General features: G+C 60.2%; 24 protein-coding genes and 2 pseudogenes. 19 read left to right on the top strand and 7 right to left on the bottom strand.

Annotation, left to right across the window (positions count from 1 at the left end; translation table 11 throughout):
* The first annotated feature begins 1 nt into the window (after window position 1).
* From HV770_RS28085 to HV770_RS38930, 16 genes and pseudogenes are all read left to right on the top strand, one after another.
* Window positions 2-1,093: a TrbL/VirB6 family protein gene (locus tag HV770_RS28085; RefSeq protein ID WP_175164821.1), complete on the top strand. Its 1,092-nt coding sequence runs from the start codon at window positions 2-4 to the stop codon at window positions 1,091-1,093.
* The gene (locus HV770_RS28080; RefSeq protein ID WP_175164820.1) at window positions 1,087-1,794 is read left to right on the top strand and encodes a VirB8 family type IV secretion system protein; all 708 of its coding nucleotides are present in this window, start codon (window positions 1,087-1,089) and stop codon (window positions 1,792-1,794) included. The genes HV770_RS28085 and HV770_RS28080 overlap by 7 nt, the downstream gene beginning before the upstream one ends.
* Window positions 1,795-1,816: 22 nt before the next feature.
* Window positions 1,817-2,206 (top strand): TrbG/VirB9 family P-type conjugative transfer protein, encoded by a 390-nt coding sequence (locus HV770_RS28075; RefSeq protein WP_175164819.1) that lies wholly within the window; start codon window positions 1,817-1,819, stop codon window positions 2,204-2,206.
* Between the two features lie 17 nt (window positions 2,207-2,223).
* Window positions 2,224-3,000: a TrbG/VirB9 family P-type conjugative transfer protein gene (locus tag HV770_RS28070; protein WP_175164818.1), complete on the top strand. Its 777-nt coding sequence runs from the start codon at window positions 2,224-2,226 to the stop codon at window positions 2,998-3,000.
* A complete protein-coding gene (locus HV770_RS28065) occupies window positions 2,997-4,250 on the top strand; it encodes a TraB/TrbI/VirB10 family type IV secretion system protein (protein WP_175164817.1) in 1,254 nt (417 codons plus the stop codon). The genes HV770_RS28070 and HV770_RS28065 overlap by 4 nt, the downstream gene beginning before the upstream one ends.
* Window positions 4,250-4,510 (top strand): hypothetical protein, encoded by a 261-nt coding sequence (locus HV770_RS28060; protein WP_175164816.1) that lies wholly within the window; start codon window positions 4,250-4,252, stop codon window positions 4,508-4,510. The genes HV770_RS28065 and HV770_RS28060 overlap by 1 nt, the downstream gene beginning before the upstream one ends.
* Window position 4,511: 1 nt before the next feature.
* The gene (virB11, locus tag HV770_RS28055) at window positions 4,512-5,522 is read left to right on the top strand and encodes a P-type DNA transfer ATPase VirB11 (protein ID WP_175164815.1); all 1,011 of its coding nucleotides are present in this window, start codon (window positions 4,512-4,514) and stop codon (window positions 5,520-5,522) included.
* Window positions 5,509-6,315, top strand: coding sequence for a lytic transglycosylase domain-containing protein (locus HV770_RS28050; RefSeq protein WP_175164814.1), 807 nt, complete (start codon window positions 5,509-5,511; stop codon window positions 6,313-6,315). The genes virB11 and HV770_RS28050 overlap by 14 nt, the downstream gene beginning before the upstream one ends.
* Window positions 6,305-6,598, top strand: a complete 294-nt coding sequence (locus HV770_RS28045) for a hypothetical protein (RefSeq protein ID WP_175164813.1) — start codon at window positions 6,305-6,307, stop codon at window positions 6,596-6,598. The genes HV770_RS28050 and HV770_RS28045 overlap by 11 nt, the downstream gene beginning before the upstream one ends.
* 44 nt (window positions 6,599-6,642) lie before the next feature.
* Window positions 6,643-7,305, top strand: a complete 663-nt coding sequence (locus tag HV770_RS28040) for a hypothetical protein (RefSeq protein ID WP_175164812.1) — start codon at window positions 6,643-6,645, stop codon at window positions 7,303-7,305.
* 222 nt (window positions 7,306-7,527) lie between these two features.
* The gene (locus HV770_RS28035) at window positions 7,528-8,127 is read left to right on the top strand and encodes a phospholipase D family nuclease (RefSeq protein ID WP_175164811.1); all 600 of its coding nucleotides are present in this window, start codon (window positions 7,528-7,530) and stop codon (window positions 8,125-8,127) included.
* 11 nt (window positions 8,128-8,138) lie between these two features.
* Window positions 8,139-9,623 carry a hypothetical protein gene (locus tag HV770_RS28030; RefSeq protein ID WP_175164810.1) on the top strand — a complete coding sequence of 495 codons (1,485 nt, stop codon included), beginning with the start codon at window positions 8,139-8,141 and terminating at the stop codon, window positions 9,621-9,623.
* Between the two features lie 2 nt (window positions 9,624-9,625).
* Window positions 9,626-11,296 (top strand): type IV secretion system DNA-binding domain-containing protein, encoded by a 1,671-nt coding sequence (locus HV770_RS28025; protein ID WP_175164809.1) that lies wholly within the window; start codon window positions 9,626-9,628, stop codon window positions 11,294-11,296.
* Window positions 11,297-11,318: 22 nt separating this feature from the next.
* Complete coding sequence (locus HV770_RS28020; protein WP_175164808.1) at window positions 11,319-12,611, top strand: DUF1173 domain-containing protein; 1,293 nt, start codon at window positions 11,319-11,321, stop codon at window positions 12,609-12,611.
* Between the two features lie 482 nt (window positions 12,612-13,093).
* Complete coding sequence (locus tag HV770_RS28015; protein ID WP_175164807.1) at window positions 13,094-13,807, top strand: hypothetical protein; 714 nt, start codon at window positions 13,094-13,096, stop codon at window positions 13,805-13,807.
* Window positions 13,808-15,754: 1,947 nt separating this feature from the next.
* Window positions 15,755-16,008 (top strand): annotated as a pseudogene (locus tag HV770_RS38930) (tryptophan--tRNA ligase); the annotation flags it as partial.
* Between the two features lie 296 nt (window positions 16,009-16,304).
* Here HV770_RS38930 and HV770_RS28010 read toward each other — a convergent pair.
* The 5 genes from HV770_RS28010 to HV770_RS27990 form a co-directional block, all read right to left on the bottom strand.
* Complete coding sequence (locus HV770_RS28010) at window positions 16,305-17,285, bottom strand: cytochrome d ubiquinol oxidase subunit II (RefSeq protein ID WP_175164806.1); 981 nt, start codon at window positions 17,283-17,285, stop codon at window positions 16,305-16,307.
* 36 nt (window positions 17,286-17,321) lie between these two features.
* Window positions 17,322-18,713, bottom strand: coding sequence for a cytochrome ubiquinol oxidase subunit I (locus HV770_RS28005; RefSeq protein WP_175164805.1), 1,392 nt, complete (start codon window positions 18,711-18,713; stop codon window positions 17,322-17,324).
* A 312-nt stretch (window positions 18,714-19,025) separates the two neighbouring features.
* Window positions 19,026-19,901, bottom strand: coding sequence for an aldo/keto reductase (locus tag HV770_RS28000; protein WP_175164804.1), 876 nt, complete (start codon window positions 19,899-19,901; stop codon window positions 19,026-19,028).
* A gap of 90 nt (window positions 19,902-19,991) precedes the next feature.
* Window positions 19,992-20,837: an oxidoreductase gene (locus HV770_RS27995; RefSeq protein WP_175164803.1), complete on the bottom strand. Its 846-nt coding sequence runs from the start codon at window positions 20,835-20,837 to the stop codon at window positions 19,992-19,994.
* Between the two features lie 26 nt (window positions 20,838-20,863).
* Window positions 20,864-22,360, bottom strand: coding sequence for an aldehyde dehydrogenase family protein (locus HV770_RS27990; RefSeq protein ID WP_175164802.1), 1,497 nt, complete (start codon window positions 22,358-22,360; stop codon window positions 20,864-20,866).
* A 631-nt stretch (window positions 22,361-22,991) separates the two neighbouring features.
* Between HV770_RS27990 and HV770_RS27985 the strand changes: the two are divergent.
* Window positions 22,992-23,372: pseudogene (locus tag HV770_RS27985) on the top strand (acetate--CoA ligase family protein); the annotation flags it as partial.
* Window positions 23,373-23,483: 111 nt separating this feature from the next.
* On the opposite strand, the gene HV770_RS27980 reads toward HV770_RS27985, so the two are convergent.
* Complete coding sequence (locus tag HV770_RS27980) at window positions 23,484-24,266, bottom strand: SDR family oxidoreductase (RefSeq protein WP_217468658.1); 783 nt, start codon at window positions 24,264-24,266, stop codon at window positions 23,484-23,486.
* A 14-nt stretch (window positions 24,267-24,280) separates the two neighbouring features.
* Window positions 24,281-24,622 carry a nuclear transport factor 2 family protein gene (locus HV770_RS27975; protein ID WP_175164800.1) on the bottom strand — a complete coding sequence of 114 codons (342 nt, stop codon included), beginning with the start codon at window positions 24,620-24,622 and terminating at the stop codon, window positions 24,281-24,283.
* 65 nt (window positions 24,623-24,687) lie between these two features.
* Between HV770_RS27975 and HV770_RS27970 the strand changes: the two genes are divergently transcribed.
* Together HV770_RS27970 and HV770_RS27965 are read left to right on the top strand one after the other, a co-directional pair.
* Complete coding sequence (locus tag HV770_RS27970; protein WP_175164799.1) at window positions 24,688-25,095, top strand: winged helix-turn-helix transcriptional regulator; 408 nt, start codon at window positions 24,688-24,690, stop codon at window positions 25,093-25,095.
* A gap of 265 nt (window positions 25,096-25,360) precedes the next feature.
* Window positions 25,361-26,308, top strand: a complete 948-nt coding sequence (locus tag HV770_RS27965) for an MBL fold metallo-hydrolase (protein ID WP_175164798.1) — start codon at window positions 25,361-25,363, stop codon at window positions 26,306-26,308.
* The last annotated feature ends 120 nt before the right edge of the window (window positions 26,309-26,428 follow it).

Genomic DNA, 26,428 nt, shown 5'->3' with positions numbered 1-26,428 from the left:
CATGGCCGATCCGGTAGATCAATTCATCCAGACGCTGTTCGACAGCATTCCCTCGCGGACGGAAGCGTTTCTGTCGACCAACTACCCGGTGCTGGGGCACGCGGTCACGCAACCCGCGTTGTACCTCGCGATGATCTGGGTAGCGGTGAAGGTTATGCGGGTTCATTCCGGGCGCGATCCGGCGGACGTATGGCCTTTGGTGAGGATGCTGCTCACGATCATGTTCGTGTTTGCAGCATTGAACTGGGGCGGGCTGGCCGGACAGATTTTTCACTCATTCCAGGAGCTACGCGACGACACCGTAAGTTCGCTGATGGGCGGACAGTCGATGACACAGTATCTCGAAAACGACTACAACAAGTTTTCAGACGCATCGGGCCAGATGATGAAGCAGTCCATGCTCAATATCGGCATCGTTCTTCTTGGATTGGCGTTGCAGATCGTCAATTCAGCAATGGTCCTGATTGCTCTCGTCCTGAAGGTTGGTTCCGACATGGGCTTTGCAGTCACGATGCTGTTGTTCCCGCTGTTCGTGCCAACGTTGATGTGGAACAGTACGCGTGGATTTGGAATGAGCTGGTTCGCGGCAATGGCGAAGTTTGCACTGGTCGGCATCCTGCTCGGCGTCATCGTGAAATTCAGCTTCGATATCACCGACCAGTTTGTCTCGAAGATGGACCCCAATGCGATGACGGCAAAAGATGCATTCGCCGCAATCATTATCGCCGGCGCAATAGCGCTTTTCATGGCCTTTACCATTCGCCCGCTGGCGTCCGCCCTGACATCGAGCGGCGCCGCCGGCAGCGGCATGGCGGACATGATCGGCGGCTTCATGATGTCTCAAATCATGTCGAAGTTTTCGGGCGGTGGGCGAGGCGGCGCCGGCGCGAATCCAGGCGCGGCGACTGCACTGACCAGTATCAGCAACACCCAGACTGCTCACGGCACCCAGCTTGCGCGAATCGAGCGGGCGTTGTCCTCGGGCGGCGCTACGAGCCCTTCAGGCGTGTCGAGCCCATCGGGTGCCGGTCAACCGGGCGGCCCAGGAGGCACAGGACCTTCGCGCGGCGCATCTGATGGAGGTCAATGGTGAGCGCGATTCTTCAGAAATCATCCAGGGCACGGAATGCGGCAGCGGCTGACGCACCGCCAGCCGAATCCTATGAAGCGATTCGCCTATCCCGGAATCGGGCATACCTGCTTGCGTTGGTAGCGTGGCCGATCGCGGGCCTTGCGCTGGCTTCGATGGCCTACGACAAGGCCAATCAGGCGTATGTGCCGCCCGTGGTGCTCACCCTTGACGCGCACAACCACGTCGCAAAAAGCGAGATCGGCACACCTGCGGTGCTCAGTTCGAAAGATGCCGTGATCGAAAGCGAACTTGCCCGATACGTGACGGAACGCTACACGCTCGATCGCGCGTTTCGCCAGGACCATATTGATTATGTCAGGCTGCATTCTGCATCGAACGTTGCGGACAGCTTCAACCACGAGATGGACGCCAAGAACAGGGACAACCCGTACTACAACATCGCCGAGACGACGGTGCGCCGGGTCAAGGATGTTCGCGTGCGCATTCTCGACCGGGACGATCACAAGGCCGAAGCAACATTCACGACCTACAACGACGGGAACGGCGACAACAAGACGGTGTACTGGCATGTGCTGTTCCGCTACGACTTCGTGAAACAGGCGTTGACGCCCCAGAACCGCTACATCAACGGAACGGGATTCACGGTGACCGGCTTCGAGCCGAACACAGAGCCGGGTGCGCCGGCTTCATCTGGAGGGTGAGATGCGAACAGTCGGGAGCGCCTTGACGGCAGTGGTCATAGCAGCGGCGTTGTCGACCGTGGCGCACGCAGTAACGGCTGCTGATCCAGTTCTGCGCGGGACGGCAGGCAATGTGCAGCGCCTGCCGTACATACCGGACCAGATCTACGACCTGGCGGTTGCTGACAGAACCTTGCTGGCGATTGCCTTTCCGTGCGACGAACACATCAAGACCTTCGCGCAGAGCACGGCACCGGTTTTTCATGTTCGACGGACGGGCGACACGTGGCAGGTGACGGCAGACAGACCGGGCGAAAAGATGAGGCCGAATGTCACTACGACGCGCGGTACTTACCACCTGCAGATTGTGTCGATTGACGATGCGCTGCGGGCCGCGCATATCGTGCATTTTGTGACGCCCTCGGCGTATTAAACAGGATAGGGAACGACATGAAAACGATTCGTCACGGCATGCTGGCATGGTCGCTTGGTCTTGCGAGCGCCTTGATGGGTGTGAATGCACAAGCGGCCAAAAATCCGCGCTGTGTGATCACTGACAACCGGGTATGCCAGCTTCAGTTCGATCCGAACCAGGTGTATGAAATCACCGGTGTCTATGGATACGCGACGACGATCGAATTCGCGCCGGGGGAGAAGATCCTTAACAAGGCGATCGGCGATTCTATCGGCTGGCAGGTTCTGAAGTTTCGCAATCATCTTGTGCTCAAACCGGTCGAGCCGGATGCGAGAACCAATCTGACGGTTACGACCAGCAATCACGTCTATTACTTCCGTCTGTCCAGTTCGAAGAATCCGGACCGCGCGACCTATGCGGTGCGCTTCATCTATCCGGCTGACGGAAACGATGGGTGGAGCGACGACTCGGGCGGTGTCTCCGACACATCCTATGCGCAACCTCGCATGGTCAACAGGAATTATCAGGTGTCGGGTGACGAAAGTTCGTTCGGGCTGCAGCGTGTGTTTGACGATGGGCAGTTCACTTACTTTCTGACCACGATCGGCAAGCCCAAGCCGAGCATCTACGTAGTGGACCGGGACGGTACCGAGGCGCTTGCGCCCATGCGCAGGGAAGGGCCGTACCTGGTGGTCGAGCAGATGGCTGACAAATTCACGCTGCGCGACGGCGATCGCACATTGTGCGTGGCGCGCACGACGCAGGCTCAGGCGACGCAGGCGCAGCGTTCACCCTGGGGAGGCGGAAATTGAATACGCCTGACAACCCGAATGATCGTCCGCATGACAGCGGGCCGCCAGGCGGCGAGCCGGGCGGTGCAGGCGACAGCCTGAGCGAGCGCCGGCGCGCAGCTGATGCGCTGCGGCAGACGTCGCTCGCGGCCGATCCTGCGCGCGGCCGGCGCCAGACCTTCTTTACGGTCGCCGGCGTGATTCTGTTCCTGCTGTGTGCCGGTGGGTTCTACGCGATGAAGCATGACGCGCCGACGCCGTCGCGCAGTTCCGACAAGCCGAAGATTGACGAAGACACAACGAAGGCCGCGCCGCTGGATGCTGGCCGGCAGAAACTTCCGGCGTCGATGGCGGCAGCCTCGTCGGCACCAGCGTCAAGTTCGGGCGTTGATCCGGACGAAGCGCGACGGGCTGCGGAGCGTCAGCGTCAGGCGGCCACAGCAGCTGAGCAGGCACGCAGAAAAGCGGAGGCAATGCACGAGGCGCGGATGAAATCGGGTCTGTTTGGGTCAGACACGGGGGGCGATGGGTCGGACGATGCAGGTTCTGCTTCCGCTGATGGTCAGCAGAGTGAGACAGGGGTAGGCCGTCGTTCTGGCGGCGACGGGCCGAACGACCCGAATTCGGCCTTCGCGCGCAGTGTTTCGAGCGCGGGCGATTCGACGTCGAAGGCGCAAAAGGTCGACAACCTGCAATGCAGGATGGAGCCGGGCGCGATCCTCGAGGGCCACCTGGTGCCACGCATTATCTCGGACCTGCCTGGCTCAATCACAATCATGCTGGATCGGGATGCTTATGGGGAGCAGGGCCGGATTCCGCTGTTGCCGTGGGGCACGCGCATTACAGGCAAACCCAATTCGTCCGTGCGCAAGGGGCAGGAACGTACCTTTATCGCGAGCGCCGTCGCCTTGCGTCCGGACGGCGTCAAGATCCATGTTGACTCACCGGTTGCCGATCAGCTCGGATCGGCTGGCATCGATGCCGAAGTGGATAACCACGTCGGCCAGATCCTCGGCATGAGCGCAGCGTTGGCGATCCTTGGCGCGGGCGCATCGAATTACGGGGTGTCGTCCTCCGACCGCAATAACTCATCTGCGATGTACCGCGAGAACGTCCAGTCGTCGATGGCCCAGTCTTCGCAGCAGCTGTTGGGGGGCTACGTCAATATCCGGCCGACACTCAAAAACGACCAGGGCACGCGCGTGCGCATTCAGGTGGAGCACGAACTGGACTTTTCCGACTATTGCAAGCCGGGCGGCGAGGAGGATTGATGGCAACGGATCTCTCGCACGTTCAATGTGAGGCCGCAGCTAACGAACTGCGCCGCCAGCTGGACGGCGCGGTTGCCGACGCGTTGCAGGCACAGATCTTCAGGGACTTCACCCGGGATGGCGGACGGTATCTGATGCTCGCACAGGCGAAGCTTAAGGCCGTCGCCCGCCAATGTTTCGATGCGCAGGTGTGCCTCGATCGACCGGCCGTGCAGCAGGCCGGCGCGGTGGCTCGCGCTGAACGCATCCGGGGGCGCTGACATGTCGATCGTGCCGGCATTCTTCAATCGCACTGCGTCTATCCGGCCACTCTTCGATGACGCCGATGTCTCGGAGATCGTGGTAAATGGGCCGGGCGCCGTATGGGTGTCCAGGCGGGGCAGGCGCTTCATGGAACGGGTAGACACCCCCGTTCTGACTGAGAGCACGTTGCGGGACTTTGCCGAGCTGGTCGCGCATCACTCGGATCAGGAGACGGACGCGAGGCGCCCGCTGCTTGCGGCCTCGATCCCCTCGGAACTGACGGGAGAAGCTAATCGCGACTTCCGGATTCAGGTGGTTCAGCCGCCCGCTGTGCCGCCCGGCACGATCGCGATCGCGATCCGCAAACCGTCGACGCTCGATCTGACGATGCAGCACTACATCGACACGGGAGCCTTCGATCGGGTCAATGAACCATTGCCCGATTCCGAGGACACGGCGAGGAAGCTGTCAATGCTGTATCGCGACGGAGATTGGCCCGCCTTCCTGCGGCTCGCAGTCCAGACGAAAAAGAACATTGTGGTGAGCGCGCCGACTTTCGCCGGCAAGACCGAGCTCATCAACATGCTCCTTAAGGAGATCTCGCCGCACGAACGGATCGTCACCATTCAGGATGCACTCGAGCTGAGGCCGCCGCAACAGAATGTGGTGCACCTGGTGTATTCGCGTGGCAATCAGGGTACGGCACAGGTAACGCCAGTTGAATTGATGGAAGGGGCATTGCGGCTGTCGCCTGATCGCGTGATCCCGGGCGAACTGCGCGGCGCTGAAGCATACGTCGCACTCGAAATGCTCAATTCCGGTCACGGTGGCTGGATGACGACGCTGCACGCAACGAGCCCCGAGCACATGTTCGAACGGCTCGCGCAGATGGTCATGCGCTTTGGTTCGACCTTGCGGCGCGCCGAGATTATTGACTATGCCCGCAGTCTCATCGACGTCGTGGTGCAGATGCATCGCTATGACGACGGGGTGCGGGGAATCAGCAAGGTGCTCTATGTCGCCCATTAAATCGCTTGTTGCACCTCTGTCGCTAAGCCTGATGTTGCTGTCCGCTCAGGCGTCACAAGCGGATACGCAGGCCGCGTCTTCATCGGTTCCGGCGTCCTTTGTCTCTCTGGCCCAGGAGTGCGCCCCTGACGTTCATCACGCGCTGCTGGGACGTGTGGCCACCGTTGAGAGCAGCGGCAATCCGTTCGCGATCGGCGTCGTCGGTGGACATCTTGCGCGACAGCCAAAGAACCTTCCGGAAGCCTTGGCCACCGTCAAGGCGCTTGACGCCGGTGGCTGGAATTACAGCATGGGACTGGTGCAGGTCAACGTACACACTCTGGCGCGTTACGGACAGACCGCAGAGAGCATTTTCGAGCCATGCACGAACCTCAGGACCGGCGCCGCGATTCTCAAGGCGTGCTATGCCCGCGCGAAGCCGCAATTTGCGCAGGCTGATGACGCGGTACGTGCGGCGCTGTCCTGCTATTACAGCGGCGATCTGACGCGGGGCGCCGCCTATGCACAAAAGGTGGCGGCTGCCGTCCCGGCGTCCGGTGTGCAGGGGGCGCAGCCGATCGAGGTTGTTCCAGACGTTCGCCCTGCAGGTGGATCCGCACGACGCGCGGCCGCACGGCCGGAGCGCGCCGCAAAGTCTGCGGCCAAAGACGACTGGTTCACGACCTATGGGGACGATGACGAAGACGGTCAGCCCAATGGACAGGTCACTGGACAGATCAGCGGCCAGCTCACCGGCCAGGTGAGCGATACGCGCAAGGCAGTGCGGGCAACCGGAGCGGTTGATGATCAATAACCGGCATCGGCTACTCGCTGCGGCCCTGGTGCTGGACGGCTATGCCGTCACGGCGGCCGTGGCGGCGTCGCAATGGTGGCGTCACTTGCCTGGGGCCGGAGTGCAATTCGCGGCGCTCATGGTGCCGATGTCTTTTTATCTGATGGCGCGACTGATGCGGGAGAGCGGTGTCTGGATCCTGCTGCCGCCCGTGCTTGTCTTGATGTGGTTGGGTGCGGTGGCCGCGTCGCCGTTCTGTTTGCTGGGTCTGGCCGTGCGCAACACGTGGGGTGCCTGGCGATAGATGAGGGTCGGGCGCAAGGCGCTTACCTGGGAAGGAGGTGGGGTATGACGATGAAAAACGGAAGCAGGCTGATGCTGGTCATGTCGATTCTCGCTTCAGGCGGTCACGCCAGTATGGCCCGTGCCGACGACGACTACGGATGCCGCATTGTGATCTGCCTGGGCAACCCGTCATCGAATGGCGGGCCGTGGGCACCCACCACCTGCGGGGCGGCAATGGATCATCTGATGAACGATCTCCGCCACGGGCGTGGCTGGCCGCAATGTAAAGACTCGGACATGACCGTCCGTCAGGACAACACGCCGTACGATCCATGCCCTGCGGGCACGACGGCCGCGGCGGCCGGCGCCTGGGTGGCCGAAGGGCAACGCAAGGCCGGAGCTCGTCCATATAGTGGCACGAGTGGTTTCGCACTGGTCGGAACGCCGAGGCCTTCAGTGGCGGATCTCAGTAGCGATAACGCGTATTACGGGCCGCAGGCCTGTGTGGGCAGCCAGGTCGGTGCGTATCAGGTGTACGGCGATCCCTCGGGTGATGCATCCGCTGTGAGCAGGCGAGATGGGCGAAGCGGGCGTGACGGTGGCGGAGACGACGGCGATCCCGTCACCGTCACTGTGTATGACCACATCGTCTGGCAACAACCACAGTCGCCGAATGCGGTCGACGTGTACGAGGCCGGCCAGTTCCAGACACGCATTCATTACTGATCGGGTGGTGGGGATGACTTACGCGGCAGCGCATGGTTGGACACGGGTGGGTCGGTATGAACTGGTTCATCCGACTGGCTGGCGGATTGCCAGCTGCATTATTCAGGGTAAACCTGGACACATCCTATGGCACGGTGGCGAGACGCAGGGCAATTTTCGTAGTGTTGACGTTGCCGTGGCGAAGCACGTCGAGTTATTGGGTCAGGGCCGGTGAGGGTGAGGATGAGCAGACTCTACCGTTCTCTCAGATCTGCAGCCATCACGTCGGCCCTTGCGGTTCTTGTCTTTCCCCTTCTGACCTACTCGAGCAGTGCCCGGGCCGCATGCGTAGCGCCTGACGGTCCCGAGATCGACACGGGATTTTCGCCGGAGGGTTCTGCCGAGCGGCTGGTGCTCGATGCCATCTGTTCGTCACGCCACTCGATCCGCGTCGCGGCCTATAGCTTCACGTCGCCAGCGATAGTTCGCGCGTTGATCGCCGCGCACGGGCGAGGCGTCGATGTGGCCGTGGTCGCGGATGAGAAAAGCAATCTTGTTGAGGATCGCAGCGGCAAAGGTCGCATGGCGCTCACCCTGCTATCCGGCGCAGGTGTTCCAGTGCGCACGATCAATATCTATCCCATCCATCACGACAAATTCATGGTGATCGACGGTGAATCGGTCGAGACGGGCAGTTTCAATTTCACGACGTCGGCCGCCAGGTACAACAGCGAAAACGCCGTGGTGATGTGGCATGTGCCGGTGGTCGCGCAGGCGTATCAGCAGCACTGGCAAAGCCGGTTTAACCAAGGGCGCCCCTGGTCCGGGCAGGCGTCGAACTGACGGAGGTTTTTATGTTTGAAGACACCGTATTGCGGTTTAGCGACAAGGAGCGTCAGCAACAGCTCGCGGAACAGGAACAGGCGCTCGCAGCGCGCCGGGCGAGCCTCGAAGCGCGCCAGAAAAATCTTGCGTACCGGCAGGACTGGCTTAAAAGGGACCCGCACGCAGTCGCGCAGGCAGTCGAGCGCGAGGACCAGCAGCGCCGTGAAGACAGGCAGCTCGCGACCGATGCAAATGCGCTCAAGACACGCTTCGGTCTGAAAGATGGTGAGCTGATCGACACGGCCGCGATGCGCGGCGCGCTCGAACATGCGTTAGCCGAAAAAGAAGTCGAGCAGGTGCAGCGGGCCGAGCAGATTACCGATCGGGCGTCGCTTCTATCGGGTCTGAACAAGCTGGCGTTGATCGATGCGAAGAAGACCGCCGAGATCCTGCATGCGAACAAGGATCTGAATGTGGCGCGCGAATGGAGCCGGCAGGAAGTTGCCGACATGTTCGCGAAAGCGCAGGCGCGCGTCGACGACAAGGGCGCCGCTCACACCTACCCCAAGACGCTCCATGGCTGGGCGAAATCGCTGGAAGCCCGCAGTCGGGAACTGGAGCTTGCCGAGATCAAGCTCGATGCACAGGAGCAGGCATTACGGGCGCAGGTGCGCCGTGCGATCGAGGGGCCGGAGAAGACCGCGGCGCAGCCCGTCGCGGAGCAGGCCGCGCAGAAGGCCGCAGACCGTACGGTAGAGGTGGCGGCGGGCGTGGGTGACGCGGCGGCCGGGGCCGCGAAAGAGAGCATCAGTATTGATACGTCTCTGGAGACATTGAAAGATCCGGCCAAATTTGCAGCGACGGTCGATACGGTTGCGAAGACGACGGGGGTTAGTGCTCAACAGGCCAAAGCCACGCTCGAAATGCTGCGTGAAACGAAAGAGGCCCACGCCGGCAGGGCGCCAGAAGCGGCGACGTCTGACAAGGCCGCGATCGATGCGGCGCGCAACGCGTTCTTCGCGCGCGGCAGTGGGGAGAGTATGGCGGCGCCCGTCGGGAAGGTAACCGAGAAGGCCGCGGAGAAACCGACGGCGGAAAAGTCGAACGTCATCGAAATGGGCGCCGGAAAGCGAACGCTGTCCGTTGCGCCAGTTGAGAACAGTGGCGAGACACCGGAGGCAAGGAAGTCCGCCGACGGGGTGGCGGGTTTCAGGAAACCTGGCCGAAACAGAACGAAGGATGCCGCCGACCGGGGCGCTCCAGCTGCCGGCAAGCCGGCTGACGCGGGCAAGACGCAGCAGGCGGAAGGGGCCAGTGCCGTGCGTGCGGAGGCAGGGCCAAGGAAGAAATTTTCGGAGCTGAATGCGCATGAAAAGCTCGAGCGTCGAGCTGAGTTCTTCGGAAACCTGCGCGAGTCGGCGGGCTTTACGCGCGACGGCAAGCAGGCAGTCTCTGAGCGGGCGAAGGAGGCCGTCCGGCCGGGAAAGCAACGTGAAGGACACGGAATAGGCTGATCATGCAAAAGCACGAGGTCGTGATGATGCAGTTGACCGGCGCAGTGCTCGCGCTTGTCCTTGGCCTTTGCGTGTCCTTCACCCTGGCAGGTCATTCGCCGTTTCCGTTCCCGGCCGGAATCATCAATGGCTTCATGGCGGCCGTGCGTGATCCCCTGCTTTTCTGGGGTGCTGTGCCGGGTGTGGCGCTTGCAGCGGGTGCCGCATGGGCGTGTCATGAATACCTGTTCAACGGCTTTGAAGGCTACCGGTACGCCAGATTCATCCGTGGCACGAAGATGGAAAACCGGCATCAGCTGAGCAACCGGATCACGCGACATAACAACCAGTACCGCAAACAGGCCGTGAAGCATGGCGATGCACCGCGCGCGCCAGTCGCGGTGTGTGGTGTCGAGATGCCGACCGATCTGGAAACGCAGAACCTGATCATCGTGGGCGCGCCCGGCACCGGGAAGAGTCAGGCAATCAATGGCCTGGTCGCGTCGGCACTGCGCCGTGATGACCGCATGGTGGTGGTCGATCCGAACGGTTCGCTCATGTCGCGTTTCTATCTGCCTGGCGATGTGGTGATCAACCCGTACGACGCTCGATGCGTCGGCTGGTCGCTGTTCAACGAGGTCGATCACGGCTTCGACTTCGAACGCCTCGCGCATTCGGCGATTCCGCCTCAGAACGGGGATCAGGCCGAAGAATGGGCAGGGTATGCGCGTGCAGTGCTCGCTGACACGATGAACAAGCTTGATCAGGACGACATGCGCGACATGGTGACGCTGACGGATCTGCTTGTGCGTGAGCAGCGCCCTGTGTTGCAGAAGTATCTCGAAGACACGGATTCGGTGGGGTTCTTCGCTAAGGATGCAGACCGGGCGACGGCCAGCATCATCTTTACGCTGAACAGGTACATCCGGCCACTGCGGCGCATTCCCGATGGCGATTTCTCAATCCGGCGCTGGATGAGCAATGAAAACGGCGGGAACATCTGGCTTACGTGGCGTGAGGACCAGCGCACGGCGCTGGGTCCGACGATCCCGGTTTGGCTCGATCTGATCTACGCGATGATCCTCAGCGAAGCGCCGACTTTCGACCGGCGACTGTGGGTATACAAGGACGAACTCGCCTCGCTCGGCCGCCTCTACAGTTTCGAGGCTGCGGTCTCGAAGGGGCGCAAACATGGACTGTGTGTGGTTGGAGGTGTTCAAGATCTCGTCCAGATGGACATGCAGCTGGGCGAACTTCCCGCGAAGGCCGTGCTGTCGTGCTTCCGTAGCCTGCTTGCGATGGGCGGCGCCAATGCCCTGACGACGAAACGCATGTCCGAGATGATCGGCACGCACGAAGTGGAGCGCCACCCGATCGGCGTACAGGGACAGCTGCGTATCAATACGCGCGAGCGCCGGCGAGAGTCGGAGCATGTCGTCACGTCGTCGCAGATATCGAACCTGCCCGACCTGAACGGCTACCTGAAATACGGCAAGGATTGGCCTCTTGCAAAGATCCGATTCGGCGTGCGCGACTATCCGGTGCGTGTGCCTGCTTACATCGAGGCACTCCGGCGCGACGCTCTTCCGTCAACCGCTGTTCCGGAAGCTGTTAATCCAGCGCCTGCTTCGCAGGGCGAACCCGGGGCGAATGCAATCATCATCGGCGCGACCCTTCCTTCAACGCAGTCGTAGAGACATCGATAGAGGTAACGCCATGAGCCAGTTTCGATTCGACGACGTGATTGTTGCGGCTAATGCCGGCGACATGCAGACGTATCTTGCCGATGCGCACGGCGAGAAGGTTCGGCCACTGTGCATGTGTACGCCGGTCGGCGTCCCGATGTATGTCGCAAAAGTCGGCGAACACTATGTGATCAAGCGCATGCCGAATACGGGAGGTGCACATGCGCCGGACTGTGCGTCCTACGAGCCGCCGGCGGAACTCTCCGGACTGGGCGAGGTGAAAGGTGAGGCTATTCGGGAGAACATCGAGGACGGTATTACCACGCTCAGGCTCGATTTCAGCCTGTCGAAGTCCGGTGGTAAAGCGGCGCCGGCACCTTCAGGCGTAGCGGCCGACACGGTTCGCACAGACGGCGCAAAGCTGACGTTGCGCGGCACCTTGCACTACCTCTGGGAAGAAGCTGGGCTGAATCGCTGGTATCCGGCGATGGAGGGCAAGCGCAGATGGTACGTCGTGCGCAAATTCCTGCTGCAGGCTGCGGCCGGCAAGGTGTCCAGGGGGGAGCCGCTGGGGCGGTCACTGTATGTGCCAGAGTCGTTCTCGCTGGAGCATGCGGCTGGCATTACACAGCGCCGCATCGCTCACATGGCAGAGCTGGCCATCAAAAGGAAAGCCCGCAAACTGATGATCGCGATCGGAGAAGTGAAGGAGATTACGGAGTCGCGCTATGGCTTCAAGATCGTCGCAAAACACCTTCCTGACTTTCCGTTCTTGCTGAGTGAGGATCTGCATCGGCGACTGCAGAAGCGCTTTGCGAATGAACTGGCACTGTGGGACAGCATTGAGGAGGCGCACCTCGTGTTCATTGCAACGTTCGGGCTGAGTCCGACCGGGATCGCAACGATCGAGACGCTGGCCCTCATGGTCGTGTCGTCCAACTGGATTCCATTCGAGCACGCTTACGACAAGCTGATGCTCGATGCGCTCACGGCGCACAAGCGCCGCTTCGTAAAGGGCCTTCGTTACAACCTGGCGGAAAACAAGCCGCTCGCCTGCGCGGTGCTGGCTGATGTGCTACCGAAGCCCGTTGCGCTGTATGTGCAGCCGCCCGGCGTCGAACAGCAAGACGAGGATGCTTTGTCGAGCTTGATCGACGACAGCGATATGCCGTCATGGATCTGGCGTGCGGGCGAGGAGATGCCAGAGTTGCCGCCGCCGTCGTTGGGTCGGGCTGCGAAACCATGGACCCGTACCGCAGACGCGTTGGACGAAGTCTGTGCGTCTGCGGCCGCATCGTCATCGAAGCAGGAGACTGCACGGTGAGAAGCGGCTTACTGACTCCGCATCGACTGGAAATTTTTTCTATGTTCAGCAGGAGTGCATAGCGCACGACAAAACGGAACTCACAAAAGAAAAACCCTCGCCTGGCAGCGAGGGTCGTTCTTGACGACAGCCAGCACAGGAAAGAGTGCTAGATGCATCAACTTCAGTGAGCGAAGTCGATTCTAGCAACTACTCATTCGGTGTCAAGCGTCGTCGGTGAGCGTTTGATCGCAAAAGATGAGTGACCCCATGAATCGACGAGTACCCAAAGGGGCCAGACGGTTCCTTTCCGTTCCTGACGCAATGTCTGCGACACTACGCTCGATGAGGCGACGCAGGCGAAGGGCGTTTCGCTGCCCGGTTTTCTGAGCCTACGCTGCATCTGCCCCGGAATGTCCGGTCACCTGCATGCTCGTCGGGTCGCGGCACTCCCGCCCGGGCTACCCACCCCTCCGAGGACAGGGGCGGGCGGGATTCCACGTGTGCTTAGCGAACTCATGCACCGCCTTGGACGCTATCTCGACGCGCCGGATGACTGGTTGCCGAGTCTGAACCGGGCAAACGGCTCGACACGCCAGCAACGTACTGAACGAAGCGTTGCCTGCGTGCAGCTGCTGCGCGCGAGTCTCAAATACCTCGATCTGGTGACCATGCGCGTAGGTGTCCCGTCAGCGGGACGCGGGATGCAGAATTTGACGCTGCGCTTTCTCGCCGACCAAGCCGGGCTTGATATGCGTCGTGCGGAGCGCGCGACGCGTGACCTGCAGGCAGCGGGGTTGACCTCGGCGCGATCACGCTGCGAGCGCGGGGAGGACGGTAGCTTTAAAGGGCTTGCCGCAATCAGATATCTACCGGAAGCACTGTTCGGCGCATTCGGCCTCGCCAAGTGGTTGCGGCACGAGCGCAGCAAGGCTGCGCTGCGCCAGCAACTGCGTAGAGCCGCTGACGCCAAACAGTGCCGTCGCAACACGCGCGAATATGCCCGTGGCCAATTGTGGCTCGAAAGCCTGAAAAATCGCGTCTCAAAATGCCCCGACCCGGCGCGGTCGGCGCCGGATGACGGAGACGCCGGTCTTGCCGCCGAGTTCGAGCGCCAGGTTCAGATCCGGGCCGGCCAGATCAAGCAGAACGATCCTTCTCTCGACCGTGACGTTTGTTTCAGGCTTGCGCGCCAGCAGCTGGTACCTGCCCGATAGTTCTATCTTCAAGTGTTTTCTCTGACGACCCGCTTGCCGCGAGGAACGGGCACTTCCGGATGGGCCGTGCAGCGGCCGAATGGCACGGTGAGCGCGCATCCAGCACATCCAAACGCAGAAATCCGCAGCATTGCGGTGTTTGCACGCGTCGTCGGGCAACCTTGTCCACATCAACAGTCATGCAAAGTCGAATAAGTGTCGGGGCGATCGAGCAATAAGTGTCGGTTCTTAATCACCGTTTCTTTTCACTACTCTCCAACGGGCAATAGCGATCAGTCGCGTAAAGACTTGCTTGGTGAGTGATGTCTGACGGTTGCGGTAGTCTGTCACGCGATCGACGCTGACCTTGGGCGGCATTGGAGGCGCGTCGAGCAATTGCAGGAAAACGACGAATTGGGGCTGCTGCCTACCTGCACTCCGCAAATCGTGGTTCGGGATCCACTGGAGGGCCCGCGTAGAACGCGGCTCAGAATGCGGCGGGTGATCTGTAATCGCCGCCGTTTTGATGACCCGAACACGATAAGCGGTGGCTGCGTACGAAAATGCCCACGTGCGCCGGCTGGTCAACGATGGACGCGACGCGTTTGCCCCTACATAGGCGCGCAAGGCTCATCTCGAATCCGTCACCGATGCGCTACTGCTTGATGACGGCATTGATCCGCCGATGACGGACTCGATGCCGCGTACCAGCTTGCAGCTTGGAAAGGGAACGCGGAATTGTTGAGTTCCGCAAGTCGTTGGCCCGATCAACCACGCTATGAATGTGGTGCACTCGTGTCCGATCCGGGAAAAGCTCACCGTTGTCGATCGGCAAAAGGGGACTAGACGCAACTAACTGCCAGATCTCTCCGGCAACCAAGCCGAACATCAAAGCAGTTCCGCAGCGACGGGCGGGCGCGTGAGCTCATGAGAGAACGAAGCCTGACCTTCACGTACTTTCGACTTCCATCGGCCCTTCGAGCGGGTCCGGATACAGCCGATTCCGCAATTTCGGCCACTAAATTCAATGGCGATAAGTCGTGCTGTCACAAAATGTGGTGTTGGATGGCGGGGCAATAGACCTCCCCGGCGAGATTTCGTAATCCTAACGTACCTGGCTGTTGTTCCTCATAGGAGGTCGTTGGGGTAGCCAAAAGTTTCTGTCTTGGGTCCGACACAAGTCGGTTGCCCGGGCGGAAGGACAGCCCGCTCCGCGAAGGATAGGAGTTGCGGGCATAGGGAGCTGTGAATATAGGAAAACTTATCTAATTAGCCGGATCTCAGATGCGCTTTTCGCAAATGCATCTTCACAGACTGGGGCGTGGCACTGTTGTGATGGATGGGCCGGTGTCCGCATTGACGTACAGTCGGTAGCTTCTATTACTCACCGTGGCGCGGGGATGAGAGCTGGCGTGGAGCACCGTTGTCTGTCGACGCGGCGCGAGTCCGGGCAGCGATCAGCGCTCCCGGACGCCACTCGGTAGGATTGTGGTAAAACAGCGCGCGAATGCGCCGGTCCGCGGCGCACATGCGATCAGTAGTAGAGGTTGAGAAGGAAGTCAGGGAACAGCTCGCACGTCATCGCCGTACGCGTCGAGGCGGCGATCGAGCAGCGATTGAGACTGCTGGCAGAAGTCACGGGGCGCAGCTAGTCGTTTTTCTCAAGCAATTGATCGAGAAAGGCGTCGACGCGATAGAAGACGCGCGGCTGCCCGGGAAGTGGATGCCAAGGTCCGCAGCGGGGCTCTGCGCCGCCGCAGCGAGGCACGACGTTGGATCTGTGCGAGGGTCCAATTTAGGAGCAGTGAGCACGACTGCACTGCGTATCCGTGAGGGACGGCGGCGAGAGGGTGCAACTTGCCGACGTCGCTCAGAACCATCGAATCGCTGCTTCAGGCCATAGATGAAGGGTACACAATTGCGGCTATCTCCCCTTTCATTTCCGGACAAACCGAGGAAGAGGCGAACGACGCGCCCAAGGTGGACGAACTGAAGTTGAAGTATGGCTAGTTGGACTGGGTGATAGCGCGGTCAACCGAGTGCTGAACGAGCGCCTCCAATCGCTTATTGAACCGATTTGTGCACGCTGTCGCGAGCTAGCGAGAGACAGGGCGGCGGTGCTTGCGATCCTGAAACGAGGCACGGTGTGCGCCCGAGATGTGGCGGGCCAGACGTTGTCCGAGGTGAAAAGCGCTTTGGGCTTGATCTACTTCGAGCGTTGAAGAGCGGTCCGGCTTGTCCCGTCCTGCCGGAGGCGGTGACCAGTGACTGCTATCCGGCGGAACTTGGCCGGATGGGCGTCGCACTCGGAGCGTGCATGAACTGCCTCAGACGGCCGAGTACCGTCGGCTACGTCCGCGTCCGCAGATTCGGCTTCCACCTGAGGAATCGGCGCCCCTGGCGCAGGCCGGTGACGAATTATTTCTCACGCTCCAAACGATTGCCCGGTAAGGCTCTGCCGCCCCTGGGGACTCGTATGGTCGCCTGTTGACACCGTATCGACGCAACGATGACAGTTTCAATGCGGTCTACGGGTGACCTTCCCACGGAAGATGAAGTACTGAAAAAGGTTATAGCCGATCATCACCGGAAAAATCAGTCCGATGCCCACGAGCATGAAGATCAGCGTCGGCGAATCGGACGCGGCATCCACAATGCCTAGCTTACCGGGAATGAAATCGGGAAACAGGCTGATGGCGAGCCCGGCGAACGAGAAGAGAAACAAGGCAACCGACGCGCGAAATGGTCCGGATGTGTTGCCACTATTGAGCGAAACGACGAGATAAGCGAAGCATAGTGTTGCTGCGAAACCGAGTGCGATCAACAGGTGGAAGACTCCAGGCTGAGTCCAGCGAATGTGACCGATGCCACTGAAAAACCACGTCGCCGCCGTCATCAGCAGCGCGGCCGCGACCGTCAGCAAGGCGCATATCAGCGCTATGCGCCGCGCCCATCGTTCGATGGAGCCGACCGTCTTCTTCATGAGGTACGTTGCGCCGAGCAGCGAATAGCCCGCAACCACGCCGCCTGCCGAAACGGTCACGAAGAGCCCGCTGAGACCACCAGGTAACAGGCCAGTCAGGATTTTCCCGAGCACAATACCCTGCGCCGCCGCCGCGACGAGACTGCCGACGCCAAACACCGTATCCCACAGTCGGCCGTGCTCCACGCTGTGACGGAATTCGATTGCCGCACCGCGCATGATCAATCCGGCGATCAGCGCCATCACCGGCATGTACAGGTTTTGGAGCAACAATGCGTATGCGGCGGGAAACGCACCAAACAGCGCGCCACCTAGCACGACTAACCAGGTTTCATTGGCGTCCCATACGTGGCTGATAGTCTTGACCATCACGTCGTGGTCTTCGCGATTTCGCCTAAGAAGGCTTAGAATTCCAACCCCGAGATCGAAGCCATCCGTCACGACGTAGAACGCCAGCATCAGACCCAGTAAGCCGAACCAGGTGATCGCGAGCATTGTATGAGTGGTGCTTTCCATGGGACATCCTCGCTTGCGAAAAGTGGCCGCCTAAGATTAGTCGACTGTAACTACGGCCTGTGTGAGGACGATAGTCGGCGGAAGGATTGTGAGGTCCGGACCTTTGCGTAGCCACGCCCGAGCCAAGGCGAAGAAGGTGACCAAAAGCACAAGATAAAACGCGAAGAACATCGAGATGCTTCCGGACACCGCAGATGCGCCGACTTGTGACGCCGCGGCGCTGGTACGAAGCAAACCGTACACCACCCATGGTTGCCTTCCCACTTCACGGACGATCCATCCGCACTCCACAGCGAGGTAGGGCAGCGGGATGCATAAGACCCATGCGAGCAGAAGCTTCGGCTGAGCCAATAGCCCATCGAGACTGCCACGCATCTTGCGGAGCCCATAGACTGTCCAGAAGGCCAGTAACATAACTACGAAGCCGACTCCCGCCATCACACGAAATGCGTAGTAAAGCAACGGCAACATGGGCGGCTGGTCCGTAGCGGGGAACTCCATCAGCCCCCTCACCTGTCCATCCAGAGAGTGTGTGGCGATAACGCTCAATAGACCCGGGACCTCGATCGACCAGTCATTGCGTTGCTCATTTTGGTTCGGCCACGCCAGCAGCGACCATGGGGCGCCAGTGCCGGGTTTGTTAGTCTTCCAATGGCCTTCGATAGCGGCACCCTTTGCGGGCTGCGATGCGAACACGGCTCCGCCACTCGAGTCGCCCAGCCAGATTTGAATCGGAGCGACGAACAGCAGCGCGAGCAATGCGATTTTGAACGAGCGGACGAAGAACTCGGTATGCCGCCTGCGCAGCAGATTGTAGGCGGAAATTCCGGCGATCACGAACATGCCGGTCTCGATTGCGGCCATCCACATATGCGAAACGCCCCATGCCATGTCCGGATTGAAAATAGCGGCGACATAATCCGTCACGACGATTTTGCCGTTCACTACCGTGACACCAGCGGGCGTCTGCATCCATGAGTTGGCAACCATGATCCAAAACGCGGAGAGACTGGAGCCCAACGCAACCATCGCGGTGGCGAACAGGTGCACACCGCGAGGCACGCGTCCCCAGCCGAGCAGCATCACACCGATAAAGCCGGCTTCCAGCATGAAAGCCATCGCGCCCTCAAATCCGAGAATGTTGCCTACGAATTGGCCGCTATATTTCGAGAATCCTGCCCAGTTGGTACCGAACTGGAACTCCATCGGAATTCCACTTACCACGCCAACGGCGAAGTTCAAGAGGAGCAGCTTGCTCCAGAATCGCGCGTGCCGGTAGTACATGACGTCGTTAGTTTTAAGCCATAGCAGCTCGATCAATAAGAGGAAGGCAGCTAGGCTGATCGTCAGGATTGGCCACAGAATGTGGAAAATCGCTGTCATTGCGAACTGCACGCGTGACAGATCAACTGCGTCACTAAAATCCATGGTGGGTATCCCCAGTTTAAGCGCACGAAGCACGCGTGAACGGATTGATCGCCGCGAATGCGAACCTCGAGCCGTACTCGGCGCTGCCCGACGGCGGTCAAGCAGGACGAACGTCTAGAGCGTGGCGAGGGGATCGGCGCAGCCGTACAAGAAGCAATAATGGCGGCGGGCGCCGCATAGCGACGTCCCGCCTTGCGGTGATGTTTGCTTGTCCGAACTCAGGCTGTGCTGCCACCATCGGCACACATACCTGCCATGCCACCGGTCGCCGCTGTCCGGATCACTTCGGCGTGCGCTGAGGCCGCGCTTGTTCTACGTGCTTGCTTGCGCCACCTTTTCGAGCGCGTCGAAGTCGGCCTTGGCCAGCGGGACTGCCGCCGCCGCCACGTTTTGCTCCAGGTGTTTCACGCGTGATGTTCCCGGGATCGGCAACATCACTGGCGACCGTTTGAGGATCCAGGCCAGCGCGACTTGCGACGTCGTGAGACCGAGCCGCTCCGCGATATCCGACAGAACTGAGCCGGGCCGCGCAAGATCGCCCGCGGCGAGCGGAAACCATGGGATGAAGCCGATACCTTGTTGCTCGCAGTAATTCAGCACGGCTTCGCTCTTTCGATTGACGAGGTTGTACTCGTTCTGCACGGTTGCTACCGGGAAGTACTTTTGGGCGGTCTCGATATCCTCGACGCTAACTTCGCTTAGACCCACGTGGCGAATCAGACCTTCTTTGCGCATCTCGGCGACCACCTCGAATTGCTCTTCACGAGGTGTTTTTGGATCGATTCGATGCAGTTGCCAGAGATCGATGCGATCGACGTTCAATCGTCGCAGGCTCATCCGCACGCATTGCCGCAAGTAAGCCGGGCGTCCAACCGGTTCCCAGAATGCGTCCGCGGCAGGCCGGGTGAGCGCGCCCTTTGTCGCTATCAACATGTTGGTGTACGGATGCAGGACTTCGCGAATCAGATTTTCGCTGACGAATGGGCCGTAGCTGTCGGCGGTGTCGATAAGATTGACGCCTATCTCTGGCAAGCGCAGCAACGTGTCCCGGACGCCCTGTGGGTCTTCCGGTTCGCCCCAGATGCCGGGGCCGGTAATGCGCATTGCCCCGAAGCCGAGACGGTTGACGGGAATATCGCCACCGACCATGAACTGACCGGCATGTGCAGCGGAAATGTGATTCGACATGGTGAAATCCTTCAATTTGACGGGATAGGGCGGAGACAGGTGCGCTTCCAGGCCTGGCCAGGGCATGCCTATATCAGGCGTTGACGCAATCTAAGCGTCAACGTCGGTCGACAGCGTGAGTGGTTCCCACGTTTTAATATCGCTATCGAGGCTCGCAAGCTTTTCTCGCACGAAACCAAGTGCGTCGCTACCGAGCAGCAAATGGAATGGCGGATTGACCGATTGCACAAGCGTCAGGATGGCTCGTGCGGCTTTGGACGGATCGCCAATCTGTTTCCCGCTGCGCTCCTGACGCGTCTTGCGGATAGGCTCGAAGGTGGCGTCGTAGTCGGCTATGCTGCGTACGCCGCGGATCATCGACCGGCCTGCCCAATCGGTCCGGAAACCGCCCGGTTCGACCGCTGTGACGGCAATGCCGAAGGGTTTCATTTCCTTCGCAAGCGCTTCGGACAGGCCCTCCAGCGCGAACTTGCTGCTGTTGTAATAGCCAAGTCCAGGGAACGTTACGAGGCCGCCCATCGATGTGATATTGATGATGTGCCCCGAGCGGCGTTCGCGCATGAACGGCAGCACGGCCTTGATTACCGCGACTGCGCCGAACACATTGACGTCGAACTGACGGCGCAGGTCTTCAAGTGGCGATTCTTCGATCGTACCCTCGTGACCGTAGCCGGCGTTGTTGATCAACACGTCGATCGGACCAATGTTCGTTTCGACTTCTGCCACAGTCGGTGCGATGGCATCTGTGTCGGTGACGTCAAGCAGGCGGCCGAACGAGCGACCGTGTGCCAGTTGCTCGAATTCCGCACGGGCCTGCTCGTTGCGCAACGTGCCGACAACGCGGTGGCCATCGGCCAGCGCCGCTTCGGAAAACGCGCGCCCAAAGCCGGTGCTCACACCTGTGATGAAGAAGGTCTTGCGAATGTCTTGAGGCATGATGCGGTACTCCTTGGGGCGGTGCGTTAGAACGGGTATGTCCGTGGTGCGTGCTGCACGGAAACCCAGTGTGTGCGGGTCATCTCGTCAATGATCCACTGTCCGCCGAAGCGGCCGAGTCCGGAATTCTTTTCGCCACCGAACGGCGTGTTCGGATAGTCGTTGGCCGTGAAGTCGTTGATATGGGTCATACCCGCTTCCACGTGACTCGCGAAGCGTGCACCGCGCTCCAGGTCGCGGGTGAACACCGCGCTGGACAGGCCGAATTCGGTGCCGTTCACTGCCTCCAATGCCTCTTCTTCGGTGTTAAACCTCAGTATTGGCGCAATGGGGCCGAAGCTTTCCTGTTGTGCGAGTTCGTGTTCAGGCTGCACGCCCGTCAGCACCTGTGGCGGTAAAACCAACCCATTGAATTGGCCGCCGAGTACGGGCTTGGCGCCTTGTTCGAGACCTCGGGCCAGCAACCGTTTGAGTGCGTCGGCTTGACGCTGGCTGATGACTGGACCAATGACCGTATCCGCGTCGTTTGGATTGCCGACTTTGAGTGCGGATGCGCGTGCCACAAAGGCCTCAACAAAGGAATCATGTATCGAGCGATGCACCATGATCCGGTTGGTGGCCACGCAAATCTGTCCCTGATGCAGAAATTTGCCGACAATCGCCGCATGAACCGCTAGTTCCAGATCCGCATCTTCGAGGACCACGAGCGGGGCGTTGCCTCCCAGTTCGAGGGCTGCGCGTTTCAGGGTCGGCCCCGTCATCGCAAGGGAACCTACATGTCGGCCAACCGGCGTTGATCCAGTGAAAGAAACGAATGGCGATAGCGGATGCGTCACGAAATGATCACCAATCTCCGACGAGTTGCCGATCACGACATTCAGCAGACCGGGCGGCAGACCGGCCTCTTCGAAGAGGCGCGCGAGCAGCAGCCCGCCGGTCACGGGCGTTTCGCTCGCCGGCTTCACGACGACCGCGTTGCCTAGTGCCAAGGCTGGAGCGATTGAGCGGGTAGTCAGGTGCAGTGGCCAGTTCCACGGGCTGATTACGCTCACCACCCCTATGGGACGGCGATACACCCGATGCTCCTTCCCGGGCACGTCTGCGGGTAGGATTTCACCCTTAGCCTGATAAGGGTAGCCGGCGAACTGCGTCATCATCGCGTAGACGGCCTGCCATTCAAGTGTTGCCTTAATGCGCGTGCTCCCCGACTCGCGGATCAGCCAGCCGACGATCTCCTCCTTGCGACGCTCCATGATCGTGGCTGCGCGCAACAGGACTCCTGCGCGCTCGGCCGCGCTCGTTCGAGCCCATTCGACTTGCGCTGTATGGGCCGCCTGAAATGCGTCATCGACATCCGAGCGGCTGGCCACCGGAATTTCCGTGAGGACGGCACTCGTATATGGATCGAGGTCCCGGATTTCGCCGTTGCCGTTTCCATAGCGGGACCGTCCAGAGATGTACTGCTTATCGAAATCGCCGTAGAGGGCAATCGAGCCGTTTAATGATGTGTCGGATGCGTTCATATCGCTGAGCCCGCATAAAGGTTGGGAAAGATTCCTTCTTGTGCTGAAAGAGCACGCGCGGGTGGCGCGGGCTCCCTTGTTAGCTGAGGCCGCCACGACAGGTCAGGCGAGCTCGAAGGTATCGACCAGATTGATAATGCGCGTGCGGCCTGAACCGATACAGTGCAACGTTGTGAATTTCCGTTAAGCGTGCGCGTCCACGTCAATGGACAGGGCTGGAGCGCGATTGCGCTTTTGTCGTCAAGGAAATAGTTGATGGGTTGCCTACGGAACAGACGAAATGTGACGTTCCAGCGAGCACCGTCTGGGCCGCAGGATGCAGCCAGCCGTTTGCGAATCTATTCGCCAAGAGGCGGGAGAAGGGGTGCGATATTTACTTCGATTTGCGGCTGGTCGAAATGTTCGCTGGCGAAAGTGATCTTGAATGTGTAGCTCGGTTCCTGCTTTAGTCGCAGCGCTGCGATAGATGTGATCCCGGCTTGCCACGTCGCGCGGCAGTGTCCGTGGACTATCCACTCGTCCATCGTGGTGCGAAACGCGACACGCGTGATCTCTGCTTCCTGCCTTGGCGTGGCGGACGCTGATCGATGTGCGATGCGGGTAGCCTTCGTTAAGGATAGACGCCCGGCAAATGGTGACAGGTGGAATTGAGCTTATCTTTGGACTGCATCGAGATTCGCTTGGCACGGCGGTCCTGCTGGGAATGGGCGGCGTCACAGCGGAGCTATTCAAGGATACGACGACGAAGTTGCTGCCCGCAAGCGCCCCTCTATCGCACGAGGAGGCATTGACGATGCTCCAGTCGCGAAAGACGTGGCCGCTGCTCGACGGTTATCGCGGCCAACCGAGAGCGGATGTCGATGCCACAGTTTCTGCGCTCGCCGCGCTCTCGCGGATGGCTGCGCAGCTTGGCGAGCGACTCATCGAAGCGGAGATCAACCCGGTTTTCGTTCTGCGCGCCGGTGAGAGCGTGCTAGCCGCCGACGGTGTCGCCGTCATTGGACCGTTGTGAGGCAACCGAGGTTTGGCCCGGTCCAATTCGAAAGATGCGGATCGCGGCATCTTAGGAGCGGCAGCACAAGAGCCCCGAACGAAATCGTTCGGGGCTCTCATTTTTCTAACTTTACACAGTTGGAATCGTGCCACCATCGATCACGTACTCGCTGCCCGTGATCGACGAAGCGCGCTCGGAGACAAGGAATGCGACCAGTTCCGCGACCTCGTCCGGCCGTCCGGGACGGCCCAGCGGAATTCCACCGAGCGAGTCCATCAGTATCTGACGTGCGCCATCGGCGTCCGTGTTCGATGCACTGGCGATTCGCTCGATGAGCGCCGTAGCGGCCGTCGTTTCGATGAAACCTGGCGCCACAGTGTTGATCCGGATGCCGGACCCCGAGAACTGGTTCGACAGGCCCTTGCTATAGTTGGTCAAGGCGGCTTTCGCGGCCGCGTAGGCCAGTGTTGCGTCGTATAGCGGCAGACGGCGCTGAATCGACGAGATGTGCACGATGACACCGTAACCTTGCGCCAGCATCGGTTGCAGGAGCCCGCGGTCAAGCCGCACGGCTGCAAGCAAATTCTGGTCGAGTGCGGCCTGCCAAAGGGCATCGTCGAGCGCCAATGCTCCGCCAGCGGGGGCGGAAGAGCCGCCGACGTTGTTGACGAGAATATCCACAGTCCCAAGTCGTGCGAGCGCTGCTTCGACAACGCGTGCCGCGCCTTCCGCTGTGCCAATGTCTGCAGCAATGAAAAGATCTTCGTGTTCCAGCGTCGCTGGGGCGGTGCGCGCTGTCGTGAAGACCGTGGCACCCGCTGCGCGCAGACGCCGCACGATCGCCTCGCCCATTCCTTTGGTGCCCCCAGTGACGAGCGCTCGCTTACCCACGAGTTCCCGGGATAATTCGATCAGGACTGGCATGGTCATTTTTGCTCGATCAACAGTGTGTGAATGCTGCCTTCAGCGACGGTGAAGGTGTATGCAAAGGGAAGCGGACTGCCCGGGAAGCTGCCGGCGATCTCTGTCTGGACGGTCCAGACGTTCTCTCCCGATTCCTGGCAATCAGCAGGAGTTACAGTAAAGCGGTATGCTTTCGCGGTGTCGGTAAGCCATTTGCGGATCGCATCATGTCCCGCCATGGTCTTGTGTTCGCCGACATCGTTGACATTTGCGTCGATCGAAAAACAGGCGACCTGTTCCTCAATTGCTTCGGCGTCGACGGCATCGAAGTAGGCCGCGATCAGCGGCGGTAGTTGAACTTGCAAGTGCACTCCTTTCGGCCTTGTGGCATTGATTTGCGAATGCGAAGGATCGCTCCTTAAGTGACATCATGACAAGTACGCACGAGAAAGTGGCGTACTTACCTGCGAGTAAGTACGATGATTGGGCACCAGAGGCGGCAGCTGCTGGTGTCGAGGATGCCTTGCGTGTTCTCGAAGGCCGCTGGAAGATGATCATCATCTTCCATCTGTTCAGCGAGCCGGTGCTGCGGTTTTCGGAACTCGAGCGCAGAATTCATGGCGTATCGCAGAAAATGCTGAGCCAGCATTTGCGTGAGCTGGAGAATGACGGTCTCGTGCAACGCACCGTCTATCCCGAAGTGCCTCCCAAGGTGGAGTACCGCCTCACTGAGGTCGGGCAGGCGCTATGCCCAGCGCTCGATGCAATCCTGCGTTGGACCGAATTGCGTCGCGATCTTCCTCACGCGGTTGCTGCGGCTAACGCGGAACAAAGCTGACATTCGCGGTCTGCGACCACGCAAGCATCAATTTTTGTTCACGGACTGATCCGTCTTGTCCACGCCACGGCATGCTTCTTTAGTAGCATTCCCCAGCCAGCGTCGCCCACTTAGCATCGTCGATAAGCTCTGTTGCTTCGCCAGTGCCCTACGCACGAACGAGGCAGCGGAATGGCGCATACGTCGCCAACCGGCGCGCGCGTCGGACCGATAAGCAAGGGGAAAATGAATGCTCAACAAACACAAGGTTCTACGGTCTTCGAGGATGTTAATTCTAGTCGTGACCGGTGCACTGCTCGGTGTCATGACCGTGCCTGCTTATGCGGCGGCGTCGATGGTCAAGACATCCGCGCCAGGCTACTACCGGATCATGCTCGGCGACTTCGAGGTGACCACGATTTCCGACGGCACATTCGCTGCGCCGGTCGCGAAACTGATGACGAACACCACCCCGGCGGTAGTCAATCAGGGACTCAAGCGTGCGTTCCTTTCGAACCCGATCAACATGTCGATCAATGCCTACCTGATTAACACCGGCTCGAAGCTGGTGCTTATCGACGCTGGGCTCGGAACTTTTGATCGAGGGTATGGCCCGGGAGCAGGGCATCTGCTGGCGAATCTGAAAGCTGCGGGTTATCGGCCGGAGCAGATTGACGAAATCTACGTCACGCACTTTCATCCGGATCACGTCGGCGGTCTGGTGACCGACGGAAAAATGACCTTTCCGAATGCGATCGTACGAGCGGACCGGCACGAGGCTGCGGAGTGGCTGAATGAAGCAAACGCGAAGCGGGCGCCCAACGACTTCCGCTTTGGGGAGGCAACCGCGGCGTTGACGCCCTACATCCAGGCTGGCCACTTCCAGCCGTTCGAAGGCGCAACTCAACTGATCCCGGGCATTCGTAGCGTTCCTGCGCCGGGGCACACTGAAGGACATACGGTCTATCGCGTGGACAGCAGCGGTCAGACGATGTTGATCTGCGGCGACATCATCCATCTGCCCGCTGTTCAATTCGACAATCCGTCGATCGCCATCGCCTTCGATAACGACTCCAAGGAGGCAATCGTGTCGCGCCGCAGGATTTTCGACGAGGCGGCTGAGCGTGGCTACCTGGTTGGAACCGCGCACGTCTCGTTCCCGGGTATCGGCCATCTGCGCAAAGCGGGCAAAGGTTATGTCTGGGTGCCGGTGGACTATCTGCCGATGTACTGACGTTCCCTCGGCGGCGCGACCTGGCCGCGCCGCTCACGTCATTTCACAAGAATTCACCCCAATTGCGCGTTCATGGCGCCTATCCTCGACGTAACGCACGCTACCGTTGACGGCAACGGC

Source organism: Paraburkholderia fynbosensis, from assembly GCF_902859935.1.
In the GTDB taxonomy this organism is placed as follows: Bacteria; Pseudomonadota; Gammaproteobacteria; order Burkholderiales; family Burkholderiaceae; genus Paraburkholderia; species Paraburkholderia fynbosensis.
This window is presented reverse-complemented; position numbering and strand designations above follow the sequence as displayed.